This is a genomic window from Caulobacter sp. 1776 (genome assembly GCF_040545685.1).
Taxonomy (GTDB): domain Bacteria; phylum Pseudomonadota; class Alphaproteobacteria; order Caulobacterales; family Caulobacteraceae; genus Caulobacter.
This window is the reverse complement of record NZ_JBEPMI010000002.1, coordinates 142,991-162,124: the sequence shown is the minus strand read 5'-3', so window position 1 is coordinate 162,124 and position 19,134 is coordinate 142,991. Positions and strand designations below refer to the sequence as shown.

At 68.6% G+C, this 19,134-nt stretch carries 24 protein-coding genes; 14 read left to right on the top strand and 10 right to left on the bottom strand.

What is annotated here, in order from left to right:
• The first annotated feature begins 23 nt into the window (after window positions 1–23).
• From ABIC66_RS06185 to ABIC66_RS06165, 5 genes are all read left to right on the top strand, one after another.
• On the top strand, window positions 24–314 hold the full coding sequence (locus ABIC66_RS06185) for a DUF3253 domain-containing protein (protein WP_354068615.1): 291 nt from the start codon (window positions 24–26) through the stop codon (window positions 312–314).
• Window positions 315–358: 44 nt separating this feature from the next.
• Complete coding sequence (locus ABIC66_RS06180) at window positions 359–943, top strand: uracil-DNA glycosylase family protein (RefSeq protein WP_354068614.1); 585 nt, start codon at window positions 359–361, stop codon at window positions 941–943.
• Window positions 940–2,010: an alpha/beta hydrolase gene (locus ABIC66_RS06175; RefSeq protein WP_354068612.1), complete on the top strand. Its 1,071-nt coding sequence runs from the start codon at window positions 940–942 to the stop codon at window positions 2,008–2,010. Before ABIC66_RS06180 ends, ABIC66_RS06175 begins: the two co-directional genes overlap by 4 nt.
• 61 nt (window positions 2,011–2,071) lie before the next feature.
• Window positions 2,072–3,133: a Leu/Phe/Val dehydrogenase gene (locus tag ABIC66_RS06170; RefSeq protein WP_354068611.1), complete on the top strand. Its 1,062-nt coding sequence runs from the start codon at window positions 2,072–2,074 to the stop codon at window positions 3,131–3,133.
• 48 nt (window positions 3,134–3,181) lie between these two features.
• Entirely contained in the window at window positions 3,182–3,472 is a 291-nt protein-coding gene (locus tag ABIC66_RS06165; protein WP_354068609.1) for a UvrB/UvrC motif-containing protein, read from the top strand.
• On the opposite strand, the gene ABIC66_RS06160 is transcribed toward ABIC66_RS06165, so the two are convergent.
• The gene (locus ABIC66_RS06160; RefSeq protein ID WP_354068607.1) at window positions 3,469–4,890 is read right to left on the bottom strand and encodes an MFS transporter; all 1,422 of its coding nucleotides are present in this window, start codon (window positions 4,888–4,890) and stop codon (window positions 3,469–3,471) included. The two genes, ABIC66_RS06165 and ABIC66_RS06160, sit on opposite strands and share 4 nt — an antisense overlap.
• 95 nt (window positions 4,891–4,985) lie before the next feature.
• On the opposite strand from ABIC66_RS06160, the gene ABIC66_RS06155 reads away from it, so the two are divergent.
• Window positions 4,986–5,138 carry a hypothetical protein gene (locus ABIC66_RS06155; protein ID WP_354068606.1) on the top strand — a complete coding sequence of 51 codons (153 nt, stop codon included), beginning with the start codon at window positions 4,986–4,988 and terminating at the stop codon, window positions 5,136–5,138.
• 3 nt (window positions 5,139–5,141) lie between these two features.
• Here the strand turns inward: ABIC66_RS06155 and ABIC66_RS06150 are convergent, their stop codons facing one another.
• The 4 genes from ABIC66_RS06150 to ABIC66_RS06135 form a co-directional block, all read right to left on the bottom strand.
• Window positions 5,142–5,987: a hypothetical protein gene (locus ABIC66_RS06150; protein ID WP_354068604.1), complete on the bottom strand. Its 846-nt coding sequence runs from the start codon at window positions 5,985–5,987 to the stop codon at window positions 5,142–5,144.
• A 115-nt stretch (window positions 5,988–6,102) separates the two neighbouring features.
• Window positions 6,103–6,249, bottom strand: a complete 147-nt coding sequence (locus ABIC66_RS06145) for a hypothetical protein (protein ID WP_354068602.1) — start codon at window positions 6,247–6,249, stop codon at window positions 6,103–6,105.
• Between the two features lie 31 nt (window positions 6,250–6,280).
• Window positions 6,281–7,180: a transglutaminase family protein gene (locus ABIC66_RS06140; protein ID WP_354068600.1), complete on the bottom strand. Its 900-nt coding sequence runs from the start codon at window positions 7,178–7,180 to the stop codon at window positions 6,281–6,283.
• Between the two features lie 38 nt (window positions 7,181–7,218).
• Window positions 7,219–7,887 (bottom strand): TetR/AcrR family transcriptional regulator, encoded by a 669-nt coding sequence (locus ABIC66_RS06135; RefSeq protein WP_354068598.1) that lies wholly within the window; start codon window positions 7,885–7,887, stop codon window positions 7,219–7,221.
• A 132-nt stretch (window positions 7,888–8,019) separates the two neighbouring features.
• Between ABIC66_RS06135 and ABIC66_RS06130 the strand changes: the two genes are divergently transcribed.
• Window positions 8,020–8,526 (top strand): surface-adhesin E family protein, encoded by a 507-nt coding sequence (locus ABIC66_RS06130; protein ID WP_354068597.1) that lies wholly within the window; start codon window positions 8,020–8,022, stop codon window positions 8,524–8,526.
• Here ABIC66_RS06130 and ABIC66_RS06125 read toward each other — a convergent pair.
• Together ABIC66_RS06125 and ABIC66_RS06120 are read right to left on the bottom strand one after the other, a co-directional pair.
• Complete coding sequence (locus tag ABIC66_RS06125; RefSeq protein ID WP_354068595.1) at window positions 8,523–9,017, bottom strand: hypothetical protein; 495 nt, start codon at window positions 9,015–9,017, stop codon at window positions 8,523–8,525. The genes ABIC66_RS06130 and ABIC66_RS06125 overlap by 4 nt on opposite strands.
• A gap of 58 nt (window positions 9,018–9,075) precedes the next feature.
• Window positions 9,076–10,035 (bottom strand): glycosyltransferase family 2 protein, encoded by a 960-nt coding sequence (locus tag ABIC66_RS06120; RefSeq protein WP_354068593.1) that lies wholly within the window; start codon window positions 10,033–10,035, stop codon window positions 9,076–9,078.
• A gap of 156 nt (window positions 10,036–10,191) precedes the next feature.
• On the opposite strand from ABIC66_RS06120, the gene ABIC66_RS06115 reads away from it, so the two are divergent.
• Both ABIC66_RS06115 and ABIC66_RS06110 read left to right on the top strand, forming a co-directional pair.
• The gene (locus ABIC66_RS06115) at window positions 10,192–10,539 is read left to right on the top strand and encodes a helix-turn-helix domain-containing protein (protein WP_354068591.1); all 348 of its coding nucleotides are present in this window, start codon (window positions 10,192–10,194) and stop codon (window positions 10,537–10,539) included.
• Between the two features lie 10 nt (window positions 10,540–10,549).
• Window positions 10,550–11,995, top strand: a complete 1,446-nt coding sequence (locus ABIC66_RS06110) for a calcium-binding protein (protein WP_354068589.1) — start codon at window positions 10,550–10,552, stop codon at window positions 11,993–11,995.
• Between the two features lie 4 nt (window positions 11,996–11,999).
• Here the strand turns inward: ABIC66_RS06110 and ABIC66_RS06105 are convergent, their stop codons facing one another.
• Both ABIC66_RS06105 and ABIC66_RS06100 read right to left on the bottom strand, forming a co-directional pair.
• Window positions 12,000–13,178: a vWA domain-containing protein gene (locus ABIC66_RS06105; protein WP_354068587.1), complete on the bottom strand. Its 1,179-nt coding sequence runs from the start codon at window positions 13,176–13,178 to the stop codon at window positions 12,000–12,002.
• Between the two features lie 67 nt (window positions 13,179–13,245).
• Window positions 13,246–13,773 (bottom strand): GNAT family N-acetyltransferase, encoded by a 528-nt coding sequence (locus tag ABIC66_RS06100; protein WP_354068585.1) that lies wholly within the window; start codon window positions 13,771–13,773, stop codon window positions 13,246–13,248.
• A 17-nt stretch (window positions 13,774–13,790) separates the two neighbouring features.
• On the opposite strand from ABIC66_RS06100, the gene ABIC66_RS06095 reads away from it, so the two are divergent.
• The 5 genes from ABIC66_RS06095 (at window position 13,791) to dxs (ending at window position 18,596) form a co-directional block, all read left to right on the top strand.
• Entirely contained in the window at window positions 13,791–14,711 is a 921-nt protein-coding gene (locus ABIC66_RS06095) for a histone deacetylase family protein (protein ID WP_354068583.1), read from the top strand.
• Window positions 14,708–15,367 carry a histidine phosphatase family protein gene (locus ABIC66_RS06090; RefSeq protein WP_354068582.1) on the top strand — a complete coding sequence of 220 codons (660 nt, stop codon included), beginning with the start codon at window positions 14,708–14,710 and terminating at the stop codon, window positions 15,365–15,367. Before ABIC66_RS06095 ends, ABIC66_RS06090 begins: the two co-directional genes overlap by 4 nt.
• A 97-nt stretch (window positions 15,368–15,464) precedes the next feature.
• Complete coding sequence (locus tag ABIC66_RS06085; RefSeq protein ID WP_354068581.1) at window positions 15,465–15,719, top strand: exodeoxyribonuclease VII small subunit; 255 nt, start codon at window positions 15,465–15,467, stop codon at window positions 15,717–15,719.
• 37 nt (window positions 15,720–15,756) lie between these two features.
• Window positions 15,757–16,641: a polyprenyl synthetase family protein gene (locus ABIC66_RS06080; protein ID WP_354068580.1), complete on the top strand. Its 885-nt coding sequence runs from the start codon at window positions 15,757–15,759 to the stop codon at window positions 16,639–16,641.
• 17 nt (window positions 16,642–16,658) lie between these two features.
• Window positions 16,659–18,596 (top strand): 1-deoxy-D-xylulose-5-phosphate synthase, encoded by a 1,938-nt coding sequence (gene dxs / locus ABIC66_RS06075; protein WP_354068578.1) that lies wholly within the window; start codon window positions 16,659–16,661, stop codon window positions 18,594–18,596.
• Here the strand turns inward: dxs and ABIC66_RS06070 are convergent.
• Entirely contained in the window at window positions 18,593–19,063 is a 471-nt protein-coding gene (locus tag ABIC66_RS06070) for a hypothetical protein (protein WP_354068576.1), read from the bottom strand. The two genes, dxs and ABIC66_RS06070, sit on opposite strands and share 4 nt — an antisense overlap.
• Between the last annotated feature and the right edge of the window lie 71 nt (window positions 19,064–19,134).

Below are 19,134 nucleotides of genomic sequence, written 5' to 3'. Positions count from 1 at the left end.
CAATCCGTGGCAAGGGAGCGCGCATGACCACCCCGATCCAAGACACGATCCTGTCCCAGCTGGCGGCTCTGCCCGAGGGCAAGTCGATCGATCCGATGAATGTCGCCAAGGCGATCCAGCCCGAGCGCTGGCAGCAGATCCTTGGCCACGTGCGCACCAACGCCATCGAACTGGCCCGCGAGGGCAAGATCGTCGTCCTGCGCCACAACAAGCCAGTCAATCCCGAGAAGTTCCGCGGCGTCTACCGCCTGCGCCTGCGCATGGACGGCGATCCGACCAGCTTCGATGAAACGGCCGACGACGCCGAGGATTGATCGGCTACGCTTGGCGCCGGCGCTGGCGCGCCTAAATCCCGCCCATGCCGCTCGACGCCCTTCTCGCCGACATCGCCGCCTGCCGGGCCTGCGCGCCGTACCTGCCCCACACGCCCCGGCCGGTGACGCGGGTCCGGCAAGAGACGCGGATCCTGATCGCCGGCCAGGCCCCGGGCCGGATCGTCCATGAGACCGGCCTGCCGTTCAACGACCGCTCGGGCGACCGCCTGCGGCAGTGGATGGGGATCGACCGCGAGACCTTCTACGGCCGGCCCGAGATCGGCGTCGCGGCCATGGCCTTCTGCTTTCCCGGAACCAATCCCAAGGGCGGCGACTATCCGCCGCCGCCGCGCTGCGCGACCCTGTGGCGATCGCGGCTGCTCGCTGAGTTGCCGAACATCGAGCTGACCCTGCTGGTCGGCGGCTATGCTCAGAATTGGGCGCTGCCGGGACGGACGGGCCGGACCATGACCGACACCATCGCGGCTTGGCGCGATTTCGGGCCGAACGTCCTGCCGATGCCCCACCCGTCGTGGCGCAACACCGCCTGGCTGAAGCGAAATCCATGGTTCGAGGCCGAGGTCACGCCCTATCTTCGCCGGCGCGTCGCGGACATTCTGGACCGATGAATCGCCGCGCCCTGATCCTGACCGCCTCGGCCGCCGTGCTCGGCGCCTGCGCGCCTCTGAGGCAGAGACCGGATCTGGCGGCGCTGGGCTTTCGGGGGCCCAGGATCACGGACGACGCCTTCGTCAGCTTCGACGGCGCCAAGCTGGGGCTGATGCGCTGGCCGCCCTCCAGCGAGCCAGCCAAAGAACCGGATTGGGTCGTGGTCGGGCTGCACGGCATGAACGACTACGCCAACGCCTATCACCTGGCCGCCGACTGGTGGGCGGGACGGGGGATCGCCACCTACGCCCTCGATGTGCGGGGCTTTGGCCGCTCGCCCGAGCGCGGCGTCTGGGCGCCGACCGACCTGGTCCTCGAGGACGTCCGCCTCCTGGTCGAGGCGGTGCGCGAACGGCATCCCCGCGCCAAGGTCGCCCTGGCCGGGATCAGCATGGGCGGGGGACTGGCCATCAGCGCGATGGCCGCGCCGAACCCGCCGGCGGTCGACAAGCTGATGCTGTTCGCCCCAGCCGTCTGGGGCTGGTCGAACCAGCCGCTGCCCAATCGCATGAGCCTCTGGATCACCGCGCACACGACCGGGAGCTGGGTCGTCAAGCCGCCGGACTGGCTGGTCCGCAACGTCATGCCCAGCGACAACATCGACGAGCTGCGCCGCATGGGCCACGACCCGCTGATGATCTGGGGCGCGCGCTCGGACACGATCTACGGCCTGGTCGGCCTGATGGAGCGGGCCTGGAAGTCGCCGGGCGCCATCTCGGTCCCGACCGCCTGGTTCTACGGCGCCAACGATCACATCATCCCGCGCGAGCCGACGGTCGAGGCCGTGGGCCGGCTGAAGCCCGGGGCGAAGACCGCCTACTACGCCAAGGGGTACCACCTGCTGCTGGTCGACAGGCAGGCCGAGAAGGTCTGGGCCGACGCCGAGGCCTTCCTGCGCGACACGCCCGGACCCTGGCCGCCGTCGGGCGCGCCGGCCATCCCGGCGACGGTCGCGGCCATGACAGCGTTGGACCCGCGCAAAGCGCCAAAACGCAAGATGTCGCAAGGTCAGGGTTCGGGCTTGTGAGGCGCGGCGAGGGGGCGTACACCGCCGCCACATTCATCCCGGCTGAGGCGAGACCGACAGCATGACCTTGTTCGATTCCCCCGATTTCGAGGGACACGAAGGCGTCCACGCTTTCTTCGACGAAAAAACTGGTCTGAAGTCGATCATCGCGATCCATTCGACCGCTCGCGGCCCGGCCGCCGGCGGCTGCCGCATGTGGGACTATTCCAGCGCCGACGCGGCGCTGACCGACGCCCTGCGCCTGTCGCGCGGCATGTCGTACAAGAACGCCATGGCCGACCTCGACTTCGGCGGCGGCAAGGCCGTGATCATCGGCGACAGCCGCAGCCAGAAGACGCCGGCGCTGTTCGAGGCCTTCGGCCGCGCGGTCGACAGCCTCGGTGGTCGGTACTGGACGGCCGAGGACGTCGGCGTCTCGCCGTCGGACCTGGAAAGCACGCGCAAGACCACCCGCTTCGTCGCCGGCCTGGAGGGCCACGCGGCCGCTTCGGGCGACCCGTCGCCGGTCACCGCCGAGGGCGTGTTCCGCGGCGTGCGCCTGTGCGTCGAGCGGGCCCTGAAGCGCGACCTGAAGGGCGTCCACGTCGCCATCCAGGGCGTCGGCCACGTCGGCGCCTATCTGGCCGAGAAACTGCACGCCGCCGGCGCGGTTCTGACCATCGCCGACGTCAACCAGAACGCCCTCAACGCGGTGGCCGCCAAGACCGGCGCGACGATCGTGCCGACCGACGCCATCTTCGACGTCGAGGCCGATGTCTTCGCGCCTTGCGCGCTCGGGGGCGCGATCTCGGCCGCGACCCTGCCGCGCCTGAAGGTCAAGGTGATCGCCGGCGGCGCCAACAACCAACTGGCCGACGCCATGATCGGCCAGACCGTGTTCGATCGCGGCATCCTTTACGCCCCCGACTACGTCATCAACGGCGGCGGCATCATCAACGTGGCCGCCGAGATCCGCGCCCTGGAAGCCGGCGGCGCGTTCGACGGCGACTGGGTGTCGACCAAGCTGGACCGCCTGGCCCAGACCCTGGCCGAGGTGATCGACCAGTCGATCGCCGAGAAGCGTCCCGCCAACCTGGTCGCCGACGAGATCGCCCGGGCCCGCATCGCGACGGCGCGCGGCTAAAGGCGACTTCATGCGTTCTCCGTGGGCGCCGATCCCACGGAGACCGTCATGTCGCATGTCGATGACTTGAAACAGCAGATGGAAGAGGCTGTCGCCGCTCAGGACTTCGAGACAGCCAGCAGGTTGCGTGACCAGATCGGCGATATCCAGCACAGCGCGCTGGTGCGCAACGTCGAGGATCCGCCCCAGGCGTCCTACTTCCAGCGTCAGGTTCCGGGCCGGATGGGCTTGGGAACCGATCAGCCGACGCCCAAGGCGCCCGAAGGCTGGGTTCCGCCGTCCAAGCCGGATCCGATGACCGCTGGCCATTCCAGAGGCGGCCGCCGCCGGAAGGCTTAGGCTGCCCGGTTCCGACCGCTGATCGCCGAGCCGGCGTCCTTGTCCAGCGCCAGATAGACCGGCAGGGCCAGTAGGGTCATCACGCCGATCGCCACGAACGGCATGACGAACCGATCCGGCGTCAGCGCGCCGTCCGCGCCGCGCGCCCAGTGCAGCATCATGCCGCCGAAGCTGACCCCTAAGGCCAGGCCGACCTGTTGGGTCACAGCCGACAGGGTCGAGGCGGCCGCCGTCGAGCTTTCCGGCACGTCGGCATAGGCGATCGTGTTGGCGGCGATGAACTGGTTCGAGCGGCAGAACCCGCCCAGCGTCAGAACCGCCATCATCAGGGCCATCGGCGTCGCCGGGCCGAAGAAGCCGGGCGCGGCGGTGAATAGCGCCGTCAGGGTCACGAACACGGTCAGCGAGGTGCGGAAGCCGAAACGCCTCAGACCGGCGGCGGCGAACGGGCGAGCGACCAGCACGCCGACGCCGGTGGCCAGGGTGACGAAGCTGGCCTTCAGCGGGCTCCAGCCCAGGGCGACCTGCAGCAGCAGCGGCATCAGGAATGGGCTGGCCCCGATGCCGAGTCGCACCAGGGTCCCGCCCAGCAGGCTGGCGCGATAGGTGGGATAGCGCAGCAGGCCCAGATCCAGGATCGGGCGTCCCGTGCGCTTGGCGATCCGCAGATAGATGACGCCGCAGGCCGCGGACAGCGCCAGCAAGCCGATCTGAACCCAACGAGGCAGCAGGTTCACCCCCGACGTCTCGGCCACGACCACCAAGCCGCTGATCGCCAGGGCCGACAGGATGAAGCCCGGGGTGTCGAAACGGCCGAGGTCGCGGCGCGGCTGGCTCTTCGGCACGAAGCGCATCACCGCCGTCACACCCAGCAGGCCGACGGGCAGGTTGATGTAGAAGATCCACGGCCAGTCGGCGACACTGAGCACCAGGCCGGCGATCGGCGGACCGATCAGCGGGCCAATCAGGGCGGGCATGGTGAACCAGCCCATGGCGGCCAGAAGCCTGTCCTTGGGCGTGGCGCCGACCACGATCAGCCGCGCCACCGGCGTCATCATCGCGCCGCCCAAGCCCTGGACGATCCGCGAGGCCACCAGGCCTCCGAGGTCACGCGACAGGCCGCACAGGGCCGAACCCAACAGGAAGACGGTCATGGCCGACAGGAACAACCGCCGCGCGCCGAACCGCTCGGCCGCCCAGCCGCTGGCCGGGGTGAACACGGCCAAGGCCAGGATGTAGGAGGTCAGGGCCAGCTTCAGGTGGATCGGGTCGACCGCGAAGGCCCGCGACAAGGTGGGCAGGGCGGTCGACAGGGCCGTGGAGTCGATGAACTCCATCAGGAGCGCGCTGGCCACGGCGATCGAGACGAGACGGGTCGAGAACGGGGCGGGCGCGGACGCTGAGGGCTGATCGGACACGAGCGGGCTTTACGCCCAAGGGCGGCAAGGGTCCAGACGCGCGCCGGTCACATCCTTTCAAGACCGAAACACCCGACCGCGGCGAAGCTGGCGGCATGAACCGACGCCAGCTTTTCCTGTCCGCCGCCGCCCTGATGGGGGTTTCCGCCACGCCGGCCCTCGCCGCGCCGATCCGCACCCAGTGGAAGGTCGGCCTGTCCGAGGGCTTCGACGCCCTGTGCTTCCTGTGGCCGCCGCCGAAGGCGTAGAGCCTACTTGCCGCGCATCGAGACGGTGACGCCGACGACCGTGTCCTTGTCGGAATAGTCGATCGAATTGAGCTTGCGGCGCGTGGCCGACAGCGAAACCTGGTTGTTGCCCTTCCGATAGCCGATCCCGATCTGGCGGCTGCCGAAACGGGCCAGCTTCTCCTCGCTGTAGCCGGCGTTGCGCCAGCTGCCCAGGCTGTCGCGGATCAGGTTCAGGCCATAGGCCTTGCCCGAGCTGGCGGCGAACAGCATCCACCGGCCGCGACGCAGGTCCTCGACCGAAACCCGGGTCTTGGACATGAGATTCGAGGCGCTCAAGGTCAAGCGCTTCACCGCGCTGGACTGCAGGCCCATCGGCGTGAAGGCCAGCGGCTGGTCGTTGACCTCGACTTTCAGCACCTTGCCGTAGGGACGGATCTCGTGGACCCGGGTCAGGCCCAGCACTGGCCCGCGATGCTGAGCGGGCGCTTCGGCCAACAGGCGCGCGACCGGGCGCGACGGCTCGGCCGTGGCGGGAACGGCGATCGCGACGGTCTGGATAGCGGGCGCCGGAGCCGCGCCGGCCAGACCCGTCTCCGCCGGACCGCCGGCGAGCGCCACCGTGGCGGCGGCCGGAGCGGCGTAGGGCTGCGCCGCGGCCGCGCGAGACCGCTCGCCGCCATACTTGGCCGTGGCGATCGGTGCGTCGGGATCGTCGACGGGAAGCGTCGCGGACGCCGCGTCGGGGCCGCCGGCCAGGGTCAGGGTCTGGTTGAATTCCTCGGGGGCGTGAGTCGACAGGGCGGTCGCGGCGCCTACCACCGCGAGACCAGCCGTCGCCAACAGACATCCGAGCGCGACGCGTCGCATGCTCGTTCAGCTCCCCATTCCCCTGGCGTCAAGGTTAATGGCGCCTTACGCGCCTGTATAGGCGCCTCGCGTGACAGGCGTCAGCGAGCGGGGCATCGGTCGGCGTCTAGGCGCCTCAGTGGCCCGGCTTGGGTTCGAAGGCCCGTTTTTCCTTCACTTTTAAACAGGCCTCGTCGGGCTTCTGACCATGCTGGGCCTTTGGCTCCGACTTCGGAAAGTTCAAATTGGTCATCGGGTTCTGGTTCTGGAAGCCGCTGGTCATGGGCTTTTCCTCCCGCACGCTCCTGAAACTATCACGCCGCCCGGTCGATTTCGTCGATCAAACGCACATCTACGGAGACGTGAAGACGCGACGATCCGGGGTCGCCGATGATCGCGCCCGACACAGGTAACGCCTGGGCCGGCGTTCGGGTGGCGGCGACGCGGATCAGGTCCGGCGACTCGACCAAGCCGTTGGTGGGGTCGAACTCCAGCCAGCCCAGGTCGGGCAGGAACACCTCGCACCAAGCGTGGGTGGCGCCCGCGCCGCGGATGTGAGCGCCAGGGGAATGGATATAGCCGGTGGCGAACAGGGCCGCGTAGCCGAGGCGACGCAAGCCCTCGACCATCAGCCAGGCCAGGTCGCGACAGGCGCCGGTGCGCTTCTGCAAGGTCTCGACCGGCGTCTGCACGCCTTCCTCGGTGCGGGTGCAGTATTGGAATTGCTGATGGATCAGCTCATTGACCCGCAGCAGGAAGGCCAGGGCCGGTTCGTCGCGATGGCCGTGCAGGCCGCGCAGCCAACGCAGCAGCACCGCGTCTGGGTCATCGGTGACCGGCGCGATGAACGGCTCGAGCGTCGCGCGATCCTCGCGGGAATAGACGATCGGCGTCAGGGTGTCGGGGTTCTCGATCCGTTGCGGCGCCAGAGGGGCGGGGTAGCGGTCGATGACCAGTTCGCTAGCCACCCGCATGGCGTCGGCCTTACCGTCGGGCTGGAAGATGCAGACACAGTTGCCGTTGGCGTCATAGCTCCAGCGGGTGCCGCCGGGCGGGAACAGCCGCAGCGAGGCCTCGACGATGCGCAGGGCGTGGCTGTCGCGCGGGCGGATCATCAGCCGTTGCGGCCCGAACCGCACCGGCTTCTCGTAATAGTACCGCGTCTCGTGAAGGATGCGCAGCCGTCCCATGCCCGAGCGACAACGCGCCGGCATGGCTCAGGTTCCAGGACCTCCCGCCACCCTGGCGAGGGTCAGGCCAGGAAGCCCGCTTCGGCGAAGGCCAGCATGCGGTTCAGCAGGGCGACGACGTCGGCCTCGCTGGTCTGGCCTTCCGACAGCACGTTCAGGCGGTCGAACTCGGCGAAGCGGTTGTTGTGCAGCATGCCCAGGGTGAAGTGCAGGCGCCAGTACACCTCCTCCGGCGACAGGTCTGGGCGGGCGCGCAGCAGGGCGTCAGAGAAGCGGCGCAGGTGCGAGACGTCGGTCTTCAGCACGGCGCGGATCTCGTCGGTGCCTTCGCTGCGGGCGCGGATCAAGAACTGCAGCGAGATGCGGCGCTCGTGGTCCGGGGCCAGCCAGCGCAGGGGCGGAGTCAGCAGGGCGGCCAGGATCTCGCGCAGCGGCGGCGCGCCGCCGTTCCGATCGTTGGCCTCGTGCAGCATCTTGGCGCGCTCGCGATTGAGCTCGGCCGTGCGGCGACGGAAGATCTCGAACAGCAACGCGTCCTTCGAGCCGAAGTGGTAGTTCACCGAGGCCAGGTTCACGCCGGCGGCGGCGGTGATGTCGCGCACCGACACGTTCTGGAAGCCATGCAGCGCGAACAGGCGCTCGGCGGCGACGAAGACCAGGTTCTTGGTGGCGGCTTCGGTCTCGGCGGCCTCGATCTCATGTGAAACGGCGGCGTCGGTGGTCGGACTCACTACATATTCCCCTTTACCCGTAGGGAAGTCTTACGGGCGTTCGAATTTGGCGCAAGCGTCAAGTATCGCCCATGGTAGCGCGTAACAGCGTTCGCGTTTAGGTTTCCGCCGCGAAATGGGCGGGAGCGAGCAATGATCGGCATGCTGACGGCCTTGATGTCGCTGAGCGGGCAGGCGGCAGCTCCGACCGCGACCGATCCGACCGCATCGTCCAAGGTCGACTCCGTGACCATCACCGCGCCCGGCCAAAAATCCGCGCCGCCGCCCAAGTGGTCGACTCGGATCGAAGGGATCGGCTGGCCGTATCTGGGCGTTGGCCAGGACAAGAGCATCATCACCTTCGCCAAAACGGGCAAGACGCCGGTCGGGCAGCCCTGGCAGCGTGTCTGGGTGCGTCACGAGTTCCGCGCGCCGCGGAGCGAGGCGGGCCTGACTTATCGTTCCGAGCGCATGGCGCAGGATGTGGATTGCACCGCTCGAGCCTTCCGCAGCTTGGCGGTCTATCGCTATCCCGAGAACAATCTGAAGGGCGCCGAGACGGCCTATGCCTTCGAGGATCGCCAGTGGACCCAGCCCGAGCCCGGCGCCTTCGAAGAGAGCGTGGTCGAAGCGGCCTGCATGAAACCGCTGGCCGGTTAGCGACGGGCTGTCTGGCGCTGCTGGACCTTAGTATCCACCGCCAAGTTCCACAGATAGACCTGCCGGGCCTTGGAGGCCGCCGACAGCGAGCGCAGTTCCTTGACCTGATCCTTGGTCAGGCGGAAGCGGCGATAGCCCCGCTCGCCCAGGCACTTGGCCAGTGGCTCTTGCAGCTGGCTCGAAACTTCGCGCCAGGGGCGGGTCATGCGCTGCGGATTGGGCGCGGCCGCGTCGACCATCTCGCGCATCGGCATGTCGACGTCCTTCTCGGCGCCTGGCATCGCGATGTTGGTCGAGAAGATGAGGTCGACCTCCGGATACTCGACCGGCGCGTCCTGGCCCACGCGATACGCACACTCGACCGCGTCGGTGCGGTATTGCAGGAACGAGACGCCGGCCTGTCCCCAGCTTTCGTCGTCCCGCTGCCGCTCGGCCCAGGCCGGCCGGGCCAGCAGCGTCACGGTCAAGGCTAGCAGGATCGGGCGAAGCATCGACGCTCTCTGGCGGTTCACGCCTAGAGATAGCGGTAACGCGGTTCGCCGGAAAGCCTCAGCCGGGAATGGCGGCCAGGCGCTCGACGGGACGGCCCATGCGGCCGCGCCGCAGTTGGCGCAACAGGGGCCGGGCCACGGCAACGCCCAGGATCAGCGGGGCTAGGAGCAAGGCCAGCGCCTTACGCTGCGGACTGTCGGCGCGTTTGAGGAAGTAGCGCACCAGGCCCTTGCCCTTGTGCCATTCGATGATCAGCGGGTTCTCGCGGCTGGTCGAGCCGACATGGACGATGCGGGCGTTGGGCTGGAACAGCACGCTGCCCCCCTGCCGGCGGGCGCGCCAACACAGGTCGATGTCCTCGACGTGCAGGAAATAGCCCTCGTCGAAGCCGCCCAGGGCATGGAAGTCGGACGCCGACATGTAGAAGCAGGCGCCCGAGATCGTAGGGGTGTCCACCGGGTGGGCAGGGGGGGGCTCGCCCTCCCGGTGGATCTCGAAGCGGCGCAGCGGGGGCAGAATGGCGCTAAGCTTCGAGAGGGTGAGCAGGGTGGTGACGGGCGTGATCTCGCCGCGCCGCGCGCCCCGCTGTTCGGTGCCGTCCGTATTGAACACCCGACCCCCGATGATGCAGGGCGAGGGGCGGTCGCGGGCCGCGTCGGCGAGGGCCGCGACCGCGCCGGGAGTCAAGAAGGCGTCGGGATTGAGAAAGACCAGCGCCTCGCCCTTGGCCGCCGCCGCGCCCAGGTTGGCGGCGCGGGCAAAGCCGATATTGCCCAGGCCCTGCAGCAAGCGCACGCGCGGCTCGCGTCGAGCCAGCTCGCGCAGCCAGGCGGCGTCGGCCAGGGACGAGCCGTTGTCGACGATGATGAATTCCTCGACCCGGGGCTCGGCCAGGGCATGGCGCACGCTCTCCATCAGAGCCGGGCCCGTCATGTAGACCACCATCACCAGCGACAGGCGCGGGGCTACCGCGAGCGCGGCGGCGCGAGAGTGGGCGGGGTCGATCGAGACGTACATGCTATCGCTTCGTTCAAAATAGTTGCGTTAAAACTGTATGTGCGTCGATGATGATCCGCAAGATCAATCGATCGGTCGACAACGGATTGTTGCGTTTTTACGCAATGTGTAACAACTAGGGGAGCGCCCGCCTGTGGGCGGGGAAGCGGCTTTGCGATGTCACGAACGGCGATGAACCCCGCCAAGGCGGCGTTGACCAAGACCCTCCGTCGCGAGGCGGGGCGTTGGCTGAAGTCCGCGCGCGAGTCGGCGGGCCTTACCCAGGCCGAATTGGCCGAGAAGACGGGCCTGCGTTACTACACCTTCGTTTCCCAGGTCGAGAACGGCCTGGGCCGCGTGCCGATCGAGGCCCAGGCGGTCTGGGCCGAGAGCCTGGGGCTTGATCCGGGCCAGTTCGCGCGCACATTGCTGCGCTATTACGAGCCCGAACTGCATCGCCTGCTGTTCGACGGCGCCGCTGACGAGGCCGATCCGGCTCTCGCCGAGCGGGCGGCTCAAGCCTGACGAGTCGCAGATGGGTGAGATCCTAGCCTTCAGCCCCAGGCCTCCGGCCAGTGACTGGTCCGCCAACGAGCGCGGCCTGCTGATGCTGCTCACCCAGCAGCTGGAGTCCAGCTATGGCGAGGTCGACGGCGTGTTCGGCCAGACCGATTCAGGCGACCCCTGGTACGTGGTCACCGACAGCAACCAGGAGGTGCTGGTCCATATCGCCCGTATCGACGGCCAGTTCGTGGTGCACGACGCGGCGATCGACATGTTCCACCAGGTCGGCAGCCTGTGGAGCGCGCTGCGCCAGGTTCTGGCCTCGGGTGTCGAGGATCAGGGCGGGGTCGTGGTGGCCTTCAACCCGTCCAGTCGCGAAGCCCAGTCCTTCCTGTCGCTGGTCATCGCCGTGGGCCTTTATCTGGAGCTTCGCGGCATTGATTTGGGTGAGGCGGGCCGCCTGAACTTCGAAAATCTGCCTCGCGCCGACGACCCAGCCATCGACAGCGTGGCGTCCAAGCTGATCGCCGCGCTGAACCTCGAGGCCGACCGCGTCCAGAGCCACGCCGGACTTCCGGCCGTCGTGGCCGCCGCCCCGACCAGCGATACGCCGATCAAGCCGGAAAGCGGCAAGGCCGTGGTCGTCGAGATCCCGGCGGAGGGGCAACCCGGCATCGCCGTCCCGAAAATCATCCATCTGAGCCAGGCCGAGGCGCCCGTATCCGCGAGCCAGGGCGCGACGGAAGGTCTTCCCGACCAACCGGCCAAGCCCGGCGCGGACGACAACGGCTTCGCCGGAGGCAAGTATGTGATGAACGGAACCGCCGGCGACGATGTCCTGAAGGGCGGCGTCGGCGCGGATACAATCCACGGCGGCGCTGGCGACGACTATATCGACGGCGGCGGCGTGGGGGGCGGAAACCTCGCCGCAGCCGGGTCGGGCCTGGCTGGAAGCGGCGGCGGGATCGATCGCCTGGACGGCGGCGCGGGCAACGATCATATCGTCATGAACGCGCGCGTGGTGGCCAGCGGCGGCCCGGGCGCGGACACCTTCCTGCTCTCGGCCACGCCACCGACCGAAAAGCTCGAGGCGCTGCTGGGCGTGGTGCTCGACTTTTCGGCCGCCAAGGGTGACCACCTGGCGGTGCTGGGCAAGGGGCAGATGACGGTGGTCAGCACCGCGTCGGTCAATGACGTGCTTGCCGTCCAGAGCACGACCTTGGGCGAAGCCGTCGCCCCACAGGTCACGGACGTGACCCATACCATCGCCGGCGCCCGCGTCGGCTTCGACATCAACGGCGACGGGCGCGAGGATGTTTTCATCCTGCTAGGCGGCGCCACCGCGACGACGTTCCGGGTGGGGACGACGATCGCCAACGACCACGGCGCGGCCGCCGCCTCGCCGGACGTGCCGCTGATCGGACAGTCATCGACCGACCTGGGCCACTTCGTCGATCCCACGACGCCGGCGCGCTGAGCCGTTAGCCGCGCACCAACTCTCGCATCGCCTTGTCCAGGCCCTCGATGGTCAGCGGATACATGCGGTCGCCGAGGATCTGCTTCATCACGCCGATCGACTGGGTGTAGTCCCAGTGCCGCTCGGGTGTCGGATTCAGCCAGATGCAGCTCTGGTAGATGTCGGTGACCCGCTGCATCCAGGTCGCGCCGGGCTCTTCGTTCCAATGCTCGACGCTGCCGCCCGGATAGGTGATCTCGTACGGGCTCATGGTCGCGTCGCCGACGAAGATCACCTTGTAGTCGGCCGGGAACTTGTGGAGCACGTCGAAGGTCGGGATCTTCTCGGTCTGCCGCCGCCGATTGTCCTTCCACACCGTCTCGTAGAGGCAGTTGTGGAAGTAGTAGAATTCCAGGTTCTTGAACTCGGTCTTGGCGGCGCTGAACAGCTCCTCGCAGAGCTTGATGTGGCCGTCCATCGAGCCGCCAATGTCGAAAAAGATCAGCACCTTGATGGCGTTGCGGCGCTCGGGGCGCAGCTGGATGTCGAGATAGCCCTTCTCGGCCGTGCCCTTGATGGTGCCTGGCAGGTCCAGCTCCTCGGCCGCGCCGGTGCGGGCGAACTTGCGCAGGCGGCGTAGGGCGACCTTGATGTTGCGGGTGCCCAGCTCGACCGAGTCGTCGAGGTTCTTGTACTCGCGCTTGTCCCAGACCTTCACCGCGCGGCCGTGGCGGCTCTTGTCCTGGCCGATCCGCACGCCTTCGGGATTGTAGCCGTTGTTGCCGAACGGCGAAGTCCCGCCCGAACCGATCATCTTGTTGCCGCCCTCGTGGCGCTTCTTCTGCTCGCGCAAGCGCTCCTGCAGGGTCTCCATCAGCTTCTCGAAGCCGCCCAGGGCCTCGATCTGAGCCTTTTCCTCGTCGGTCAGGAACCGTTCGGTCAGGGCCTTCAGCCACTCTTCCGGGATGTCGGCGGCCAGACCCTCGTTGACCGTCTCCAGGCCCTTGAAAACGTGGCCGAACACGCGGTCGAACTTGTCGAGGTTCTTCTCGTCCTTCACCAGGCTGGCGCGCGACAGGAAATAGAAGTCCTCGACCGAGCGATCGATGACGTCCTTGTCCAGGGCCTCCATCAGCAGCAGGTATTCGCGCAAGGACACCGGCACCTTGGCTTGGCGGAGCTCGGAGAAGAAGCGAAGGAACATCGGCGCGGCTTTCGAACGATCGTTCGAGAGAATGGAGGGTTCTCAAACGGGACGCAATGGCGCCGGATCACCCCCGCCGCAGGATGAACTCCAGGTCCCGCGTCTCGCCGACCTTGAAGTGGTATTCGCCGACCTTCGTAAAGCCCATGCGGCCGTACAGCTTCTGAGCGCCGAAGTTTTCCGAGAAGACGCCGATCCAGATCCGTCGCGGGCCCAGCCAGTCCAGCGCGGTGGTCAGCAGCGCCGAGCCGCGACCGCCGCCTTGATGGCTCTTAAGCACGTAGATCCGCTTCAGTTCGCCGTCGCCCGGCGCGACGTCGTCGTGCGGCAGCGCGCAGGGACCGGCCAGGGCGTAGCCAATGGCCTCGCCGTCCTCGTCCTCCAGCAGCCAGGTCGCCTTGTCGGGGTGGGCCAGGTCGTTGTGGGTGCGCTCCAGGCCATAGGCCTCGGCCAGGAACGTCTCGAGATCCTCGGGCGGATAGAGATGGCCGAAGGTCTCGGTGAAGGTGCGGGCCCCGAGGCTGGACACAGTGTCGGCGTCGGCGGGCGTGGCCCTCCGAAGCGAAAGGGGGCGGATGGTCGGAGCGGCGTTCACGGTTTAAGAGTCTCCCCATGGCTGTCGCGCTGTACACCCATTTGGACATGCTCGACCACCGGCCCGGCGACGGGCACGTGGAGAGCCCCGAACGGCTGCGGGCCGTGATCGACGCCCTGAACGACGACCCCAATCTCGAGCTCGAACCGGCCGAGGCGCCGATGGTCGATATCGAGGATCTGCTGCGGGTGCATCCCAAGGCTTTCGTCGAGGCCGTGCTGGCTTCCGAGCCTAAAACCGGCCGGCTAGCGCTGGACCCCGACACCGTGCTCTCGACCGGCAGCCTGGCCGCGGCGCGGCGCGCGGCCGGGGCCGGCGTGGCCGCGGCGCGGGCCCTGGCGCGAGGCGAGGCGGAGCGGGCCTTCTGCGCCGTGCGCCCGCCGGGTCACCACGCCGAGCCCGGAACGGCCATGGGCTTCTGCGTCTTCTCCAACGTCGCCGTGGCGGCGCGCGCGGCCCAGGCGGCGGGGTTGAGGCGGGTGGCGATCGTCGATTTCGACGTCCATCACGGCAACGGCACCCAGGCGGTGTTCGAGAACGACCCGACCGTATTCTTCGCCTCGATCCACCAGTCGCCGCTCTATCCCGGCACCGGCGATCCGTCCGAGACCGGCCTGGGCAATATCGCCAACGCCACCGTCGCGCCGCATGCGCCTCGCGAGGTCTGGCGCGCGCGATTCGAGGGGCTGATGGACAAGGTCGACGCCTTCGCGCCCGAGCTGCTGATCGTCTCGGCCGGCTTCGACGCTCACGTCCGCGATCCCCTGTCGGCGCAGAGCCTGACCGAGGACGACTTCGCCTGGGCGACTCGCGCGATCGTCTCGGTCGCGAACGCTCGGGCCAAGGGCCGGGTTGTGTCCTCGCTCGAGGGCGGTTACGACCTCCAGGCGCTGGGGCGGTCCGCCGCCGCGCATGTACGCGCTCTTCAGGAGGGGTGAGGGGACGGGACGGCCCGCTGGCCGACCGGCTTCTCCACAACATGGCCGACGTCACCATCGCCGACCAAGCGTCCCCGCCCGCGAAGCCGGGCGTCATCACCCTGGCTCGCCACGGCGAACCCGCCTTGTCGCGCAAGGTCCGCCTCAACGCGCCCGAATACGGCGAATGGTGGGGGCGCTACGAGCTGGGCGGCCTGAAGGAAGGCCAGACCCCGCCGGACCCGCTGATCCAGATCGCCCGCGAGGCCGACGTGATCATCGCCTCGACCCGCCGGCGCTCGATCGAGACGGCTCAGGCGGTGGTCGGCGGCCGGGCCTTCGCGACCGACCCGACCTTCATCGAAGCCCCGCTGCCGCCGCCGCCCTGGCCCCTGTGGCTGCGGATGTCGCCCAAACGTTTAGGTTTCTTCGCCCGCTTCTGGTGGTGGTTCTTCAACAATCACGGCGGCCAGGAAACCCGCAAACAGGCCGAGGCCCGCGCAGCTCAGGCCGCCGAGCTGCTGATCGAGCTGTCGGACGCCGGCCAGGACGTGCTGGTGGTGGCCCACGGCTTCTTTAACTGGATGATCGCCGACGCCCTGAAGGCGCGTGGACTGACGAAGCTGGTTGACGAAGGCCACGCCTACTGGAGCATCAAGCGCTTCCGTCGCGCCTGATCCGCCAAACCCTCTTCCCTTAACCACGCCTAGGCTCTAGGCCGTTGCCCGCGTCGGTCTAGGCCACTAGGCTGGCGCTGTTCACCTGAGAGTTGAAATGACCGACGCCTCCAGCCCCCCCGCTGACATCTCCGCCCTCAGCTTCGAGGAAGCGCTGGCGCAGCTGGAGCGGATCGTGGCCGAGCTGGAGTCGGGCCAGGCGCCGCTCGAACGGTCGATCGACATCTATGAACGCGGCGCGGCCCTGAAGGCTCACTGCGAGAAGAAGCTGGAGGCCGCGCGCCTGAAGGTCGAAAAGATCGTCCTGGGGCAGGGCGGGACCGTCGCCGCCGAAGCGGCCGAGTTCAACTGATGCCTGGCCCACGTCCGGCGACCGAGGGGAGACGCCCTTGACCGATCTTGCCCGGCGCATTGTCCAGGCCGCCGACATCGTCACCGTGGCGCTCGACGAGCTGCTGCCGCGCGCCGATGGTCCGGAAAGCCGCCTGACCGAAGCCATGCGTTACGCCGCGCTCGGTCCCGGCAAGCGCCTGCGGCCGTTCTTCGCCCTCGAGACGGGCAAGATGTTCGATCTGCCCGAGCGGCCGGTGCTGCGCGCGGCCTGCGCGCTGGAGTGCATCCACGCCTACAGTCTGGTCCACGACGACCTGCCGGCCATGGACGACGACAATGTCCGCCGGGGCCGTCCGACCGTGCACAAGCAGTATGACGAGGCCACCGCCATCCTCGCGGGCGACGCGCTGCAGACGGCGGCCTTCGAGATCATGGCCCACCCCGACACTCACGACGACGGCCATGTCCGTTCGGAGCTGGTGCGCAAGCTGGCCATCGCCTCGGGCGCTCGCGGCATGGTCGGCGGCCAGATGATCGACATCCTGGGCGTTCGCGACGACCTGGGGGCGGTGGCGCGGATGCAGCGCCTGAAGACCGGCGCCCTGATCGCCTTCGCCTTCGAGATCCCGCTGATCATCGCCCGCGCCAAGGAAAGCGAACGCGCCGCTTTGATGGCCTTCGCCCAGGACCTGGGCCTGGCCTATCAGATCGTCGACGACATCCTGGACGCCGAGGGCGACGAAAAGACCCTGGGCAAGGCCGCCGGCGGCAAGGACGCCGCCAAGGGCAAGGCCAACTACGTCACCCTGCTGGGGCTGGACGCGGCGAAAGAGCGCGTGGCGCTTCTCGCCGACCAGACCCGCTCCCATCTCGAAATCTTTGGCGAACGGGCCGAACATCTGCGCGAAAGCGTTGATTTCGTGCTGGACCGCCGCAACTGACCGCGCTTTTGTCAAACATGTCATCCAAAACGCCGCTGCTCGACACCATCGCCTCGCCAGCCGACACGCGAGATTTTTCCCTCGCCGAGCTGAAACAACTGGCCGCCGAGGTCCGCGCCGAGACGATCGACGCGGTGTCGGTGACGGGCGGACACCTCGGCGCGGGCCTGGGCGTGGTCGAGCTGACCGTGGCCCTGCACCACGTGTTCGAGACGCCCAAGGACATCGTCATCTGGGACGTCGGCCACCAGGCCTATCCGCACAAGATCCTCACCGGCCGCCGCGACCGTATCCGCACCCTGCGCCAGGGCGGCGGGCTGTCGGGTTTCACCAAGCGGGCCGAGAGCGAATACGACCCGTTCGGCGCGGCCCACGCGGCGACCTCGATCTCGGCCGCCCTGGGCTTCTGCGCCGCGCGCGACGCCCGTCTCGCAAGGGGGGAGGGCGAGGACAACAGCGTCATCGCCGTGATCGGCGACGGCTCGCTTGGCGCGGGCATGGCCTATGAGGCGATGAACGCGGCCACCGACGCCACCAAGCGCCTGATCGTCATCCTCAACGACAACGACATGTCGATCGCCCCGCCGGTGGGCGGCATGAGCGCCTATCTGGCCAACCTGGTCTCGGGCGGCGCCTATCGCTCGGTGCGCAAGCTGGGCAAGACGGTGGTCGAAAAGCTGCCGACCCCGATGCGTGAAGCCGCCCGCAAGGCGGAAGAATATGCCCGGGGCATGGTCACCGGCGGCACCTTCTTCGAAGAGCTGGGCTTCCACTATGTCGGCCCGATCGACGGCCACGACATGGACGCCCTGGTCAGCGTGCTGAAGAACGCCAAGGCCTTCGGCGACAAGCCGGTGCTGGTCCACTGCGTCACCCAGAAGGGCAAGGGCTATGCTCCAGCCGAGGGCGCCGAGGACAAGCTGCACGCGGTGGCCAAGTTCGACGTCGTCACCGGCCAGCAGCAGAAGCCGGCCGCCGGCCCGCCCAGCTACACCAAGGTCTTCGCCCAGGAACTGGTCCGGCAGGCGACGAAGGACGACAAGATCGTCGCCATCACCGCGGCCATGCCCTCGGGCACGGGCCTGGACATCTTCCAGAAGGCGTTCCCCGAGCGGACCTTCGACGTCGGCATCGCCGAGCAGCACGCGGTGACCTTCGCCGCGGGCCTGGCCGCCGACGGCATGAAGCCGTTCGCGGCGATCTATTCGACCTTCCTGCAGCGCGGCTACGACCAGGTGGTGCACGACGTGGCCATCCAGGGCCTGCCGGTGCGCTTCGCCATGGACCGAGCCGGCCTGGTCGGCGCCGACGGACCGACCCACGCCGGCAGCTTCGACATCGGCTTCATGGGCGCTCTGCCCGGCATGGTGCTGATGGCCGCCGCCGACGAGGTCGAGCTGGCCCGGATGGTCGCCACCGCCGCCGTCATCGACGACCGCCCCAGCGCCTTCCGCTATCCGCGCGGCGAGGGCCTGGGCCTCGAAATTCCCGCGAACGTCGACCCGCTGGAGATCGGCAAGGGCCGCATCGTCCGCGAGGGGACCAGCGTCGCCATCGTTTCGTTCGGCACCCGCCTGGCCGAAAGCCTGAAGGCCGCCGACCTGCTGGCCGCGCGCGGCCTGTCGGCCACCGTCTGCGACGCCCGCTTCGCCAAGCCGCTCGACATCGACCTGCTGCTGCGCCTGGCGCGCGAGCACGAGGCTCTGATCACGGTGGAAGAGGGGGCCATGGGCGGCTTCGGCGGCTTCGTGCTGCAGGCCCTGGCCGAGCACGGCGCGTTCGATCGCGGCCTCAAGGTCCGCACCCTGTGCCTGCCGGACGTCTTCCAGGACCAGGACAAGCCCGACGTCATGTACGCCCAGGCGGGTCTCGACGCCGAGGGCATCCTGCGCGGCGCGCTGTCGGCCCTGGGCATGGACAATGTCAGCGCGGCGGGGGCCGGGCGACGGGCCTAGGCCCCGCAAGCCTTGAAGAAGGCCCGCACATAGCCTCGATCGGCGGACTCGGCCGCCAGGCTGTGGCGCTCGCCCTTGGTCAGCAGCGCCAGGTCGCCTGATTTCCGAAAGCCTTCGAGCGCCGGCGCGCTGGCCTGGCCGCGCGCTTCCAGCAGGCCGCCGTCGCTCAGGGCGTCCTCGACCGTGGCGGCGGCGAAGCGGCTTTCGGCGCGGCCCGAGGCCAGGACGATCTCACTGCCCGACAGACCGACGGCCGAAACGTTCACCCGGTCCCGCCCAGGCTGGCAGCTGATCATCAGCACGACGTCGTCGCTGTTGGGGCGGCCGTAGGCGAGGCGAGGAGCCTCGCCGCCGTCGGCGAGATAGGCCCAGCGATAGCCGTCCATCCCGACCTTCTCGTGCGCGCAGCCGGCGAGACCGGCGGCCAACAGGGTCAGGGCGGTGAAGGCGGCGATGCGGGACGCCATGGCGGTTCTCCTCGCCCGATCAACGCGGCGCGGACCTGAATGGCTCCTGAAAACGCATCGGGCGCGGCAGC

Excerpts from the sequence above, each read along its gene's own strand:
- ABIC66_RS06185 (WP_354068615.1), top strand. The coding sequence starts at position 24 with ATGACCACCCCGATCCAAGACACGATCCTGTCCCAGCTGGCGGCTCTG.
- ABIC66_RS06180 (WP_354068614.1), top strand. The coding sequence starts at position 359 with ATGCCGCTCGACGCCCTTCTCGCCGACATCGCCGCCTGCCGGGCCTGC.
- ABIC66_RS06175 (WP_354068612.1), top strand. The coding sequence starts at position 940 with ATGAATCGCCGCGCCCTGATCCTGACCGCCTCGGCCGCCGTGCTCGGC.
- ABIC66_RS06170 (WP_354068611.1), top strand. The coding sequence starts at position 2,072 with ATGACCTTGTTCGATTCCCCCGATTTCGAGGGACACGAAGGCGTCCAC.
- ABIC66_RS06165 (WP_354068609.1), top strand. The coding sequence starts at position 3,182 with ATGTCGCATGTCGATGACTTGAAACAGCAGATGGAAGAGGCTGTCGCC.
- ABIC66_RS06155 (WP_354068606.1), top strand. The coding sequence starts at position 4,986 with ATGAACCGACGCCAGCTTTTCCTGTCCGCCGCCGCCCTGATGGGGGTT.
- ABIC66_RS06150 (WP_354068604.1), bottom strand. The coding sequence starts at position 5,987 with ATGCGACGCGTCGCGCTCGGATGTCTGTTGGCGACGGCTGGTCTCGCG.
- ABIC66_RS06145 (WP_354068602.1), bottom strand. The coding sequence starts at position 6,249 with ATGACCAGCGGCTTCCAGAACCAGAACCCGATGACCAATTTGAACTTT.
- ABIC66_RS06140 (WP_354068600.1), bottom strand. The coding sequence starts at position 7,180 with ATGCCGGCGCGTTGTCGCTCGGGCATGGGACGGCTGCGCATCCTTCAC.
- ABIC66_RS06130 (WP_354068597.1), top strand. The coding sequence starts at position 8,020 with ATGATCGGCATGCTGACGGCCTTGATGTCGCTGAGCGGGCAGGCGGCA.
- ABIC66_RS06125 (WP_354068595.1), bottom strand. The coding sequence starts at position 9,017 with ATGCTTCGCCCGATCCTGCTAGCCTTGACCGTGACGCTGCTGGCCCGG.
- ABIC66_RS06120 (WP_354068593.1), bottom strand. The coding sequence starts at position 10,035 with ATGTACGTCTCGATCGACCCCGCCCACTCTCGCGCCGCCGCGCTCGCG.
- ABIC66_RS06115 (WP_354068591.1), top strand. The coding sequence starts at position 10,192 with ATGTCACGAACGGCGATGAACCCCGCCAAGGCGGCGTTGACCAAGACC.
- ABIC66_RS06110 (WP_354068589.1), top strand. The coding sequence starts at position 10,550 with ATGGGTGAGATCCTAGCCTTCAGCCCCAGGCCTCCGGCCAGTGACTGG.
- ABIC66_RS06105 (WP_354068587.1), bottom strand. The coding sequence starts at position 13,178 with ATGTTCCTTCGCTTCTTCTCCGAGCTCCGCCAAGCCAAGGTGCCGGTG.
- ABIC66_RS06095 (WP_354068583.1), top strand. The coding sequence starts at position 13,791 with ATGGCTGTCGCGCTGTACACCCATTTGGACATGCTCGACCACCGGCCC.
- ABIC66_RS06085 (WP_354068581.1), top strand. The coding sequence starts at position 15,465 with ATGACCGACGCCTCCAGCCCCCCCGCTGACATCTCCGCCCTCAGCTTC.
- dxs (WP_354068578.1), top strand. The coding sequence starts at position 16,659 with ATGTCATCCAAAACGCCGCTGCTCGACACCATCGCCTCGCCAGCCGAC.
- ABIC66_RS06070 (WP_354068576.1), bottom strand. The coding sequence starts at position 19,063 with ATGGCGTCCCGCATCGCCGCCTTCACCGCCCTGACCCTGTTGGCCGCC.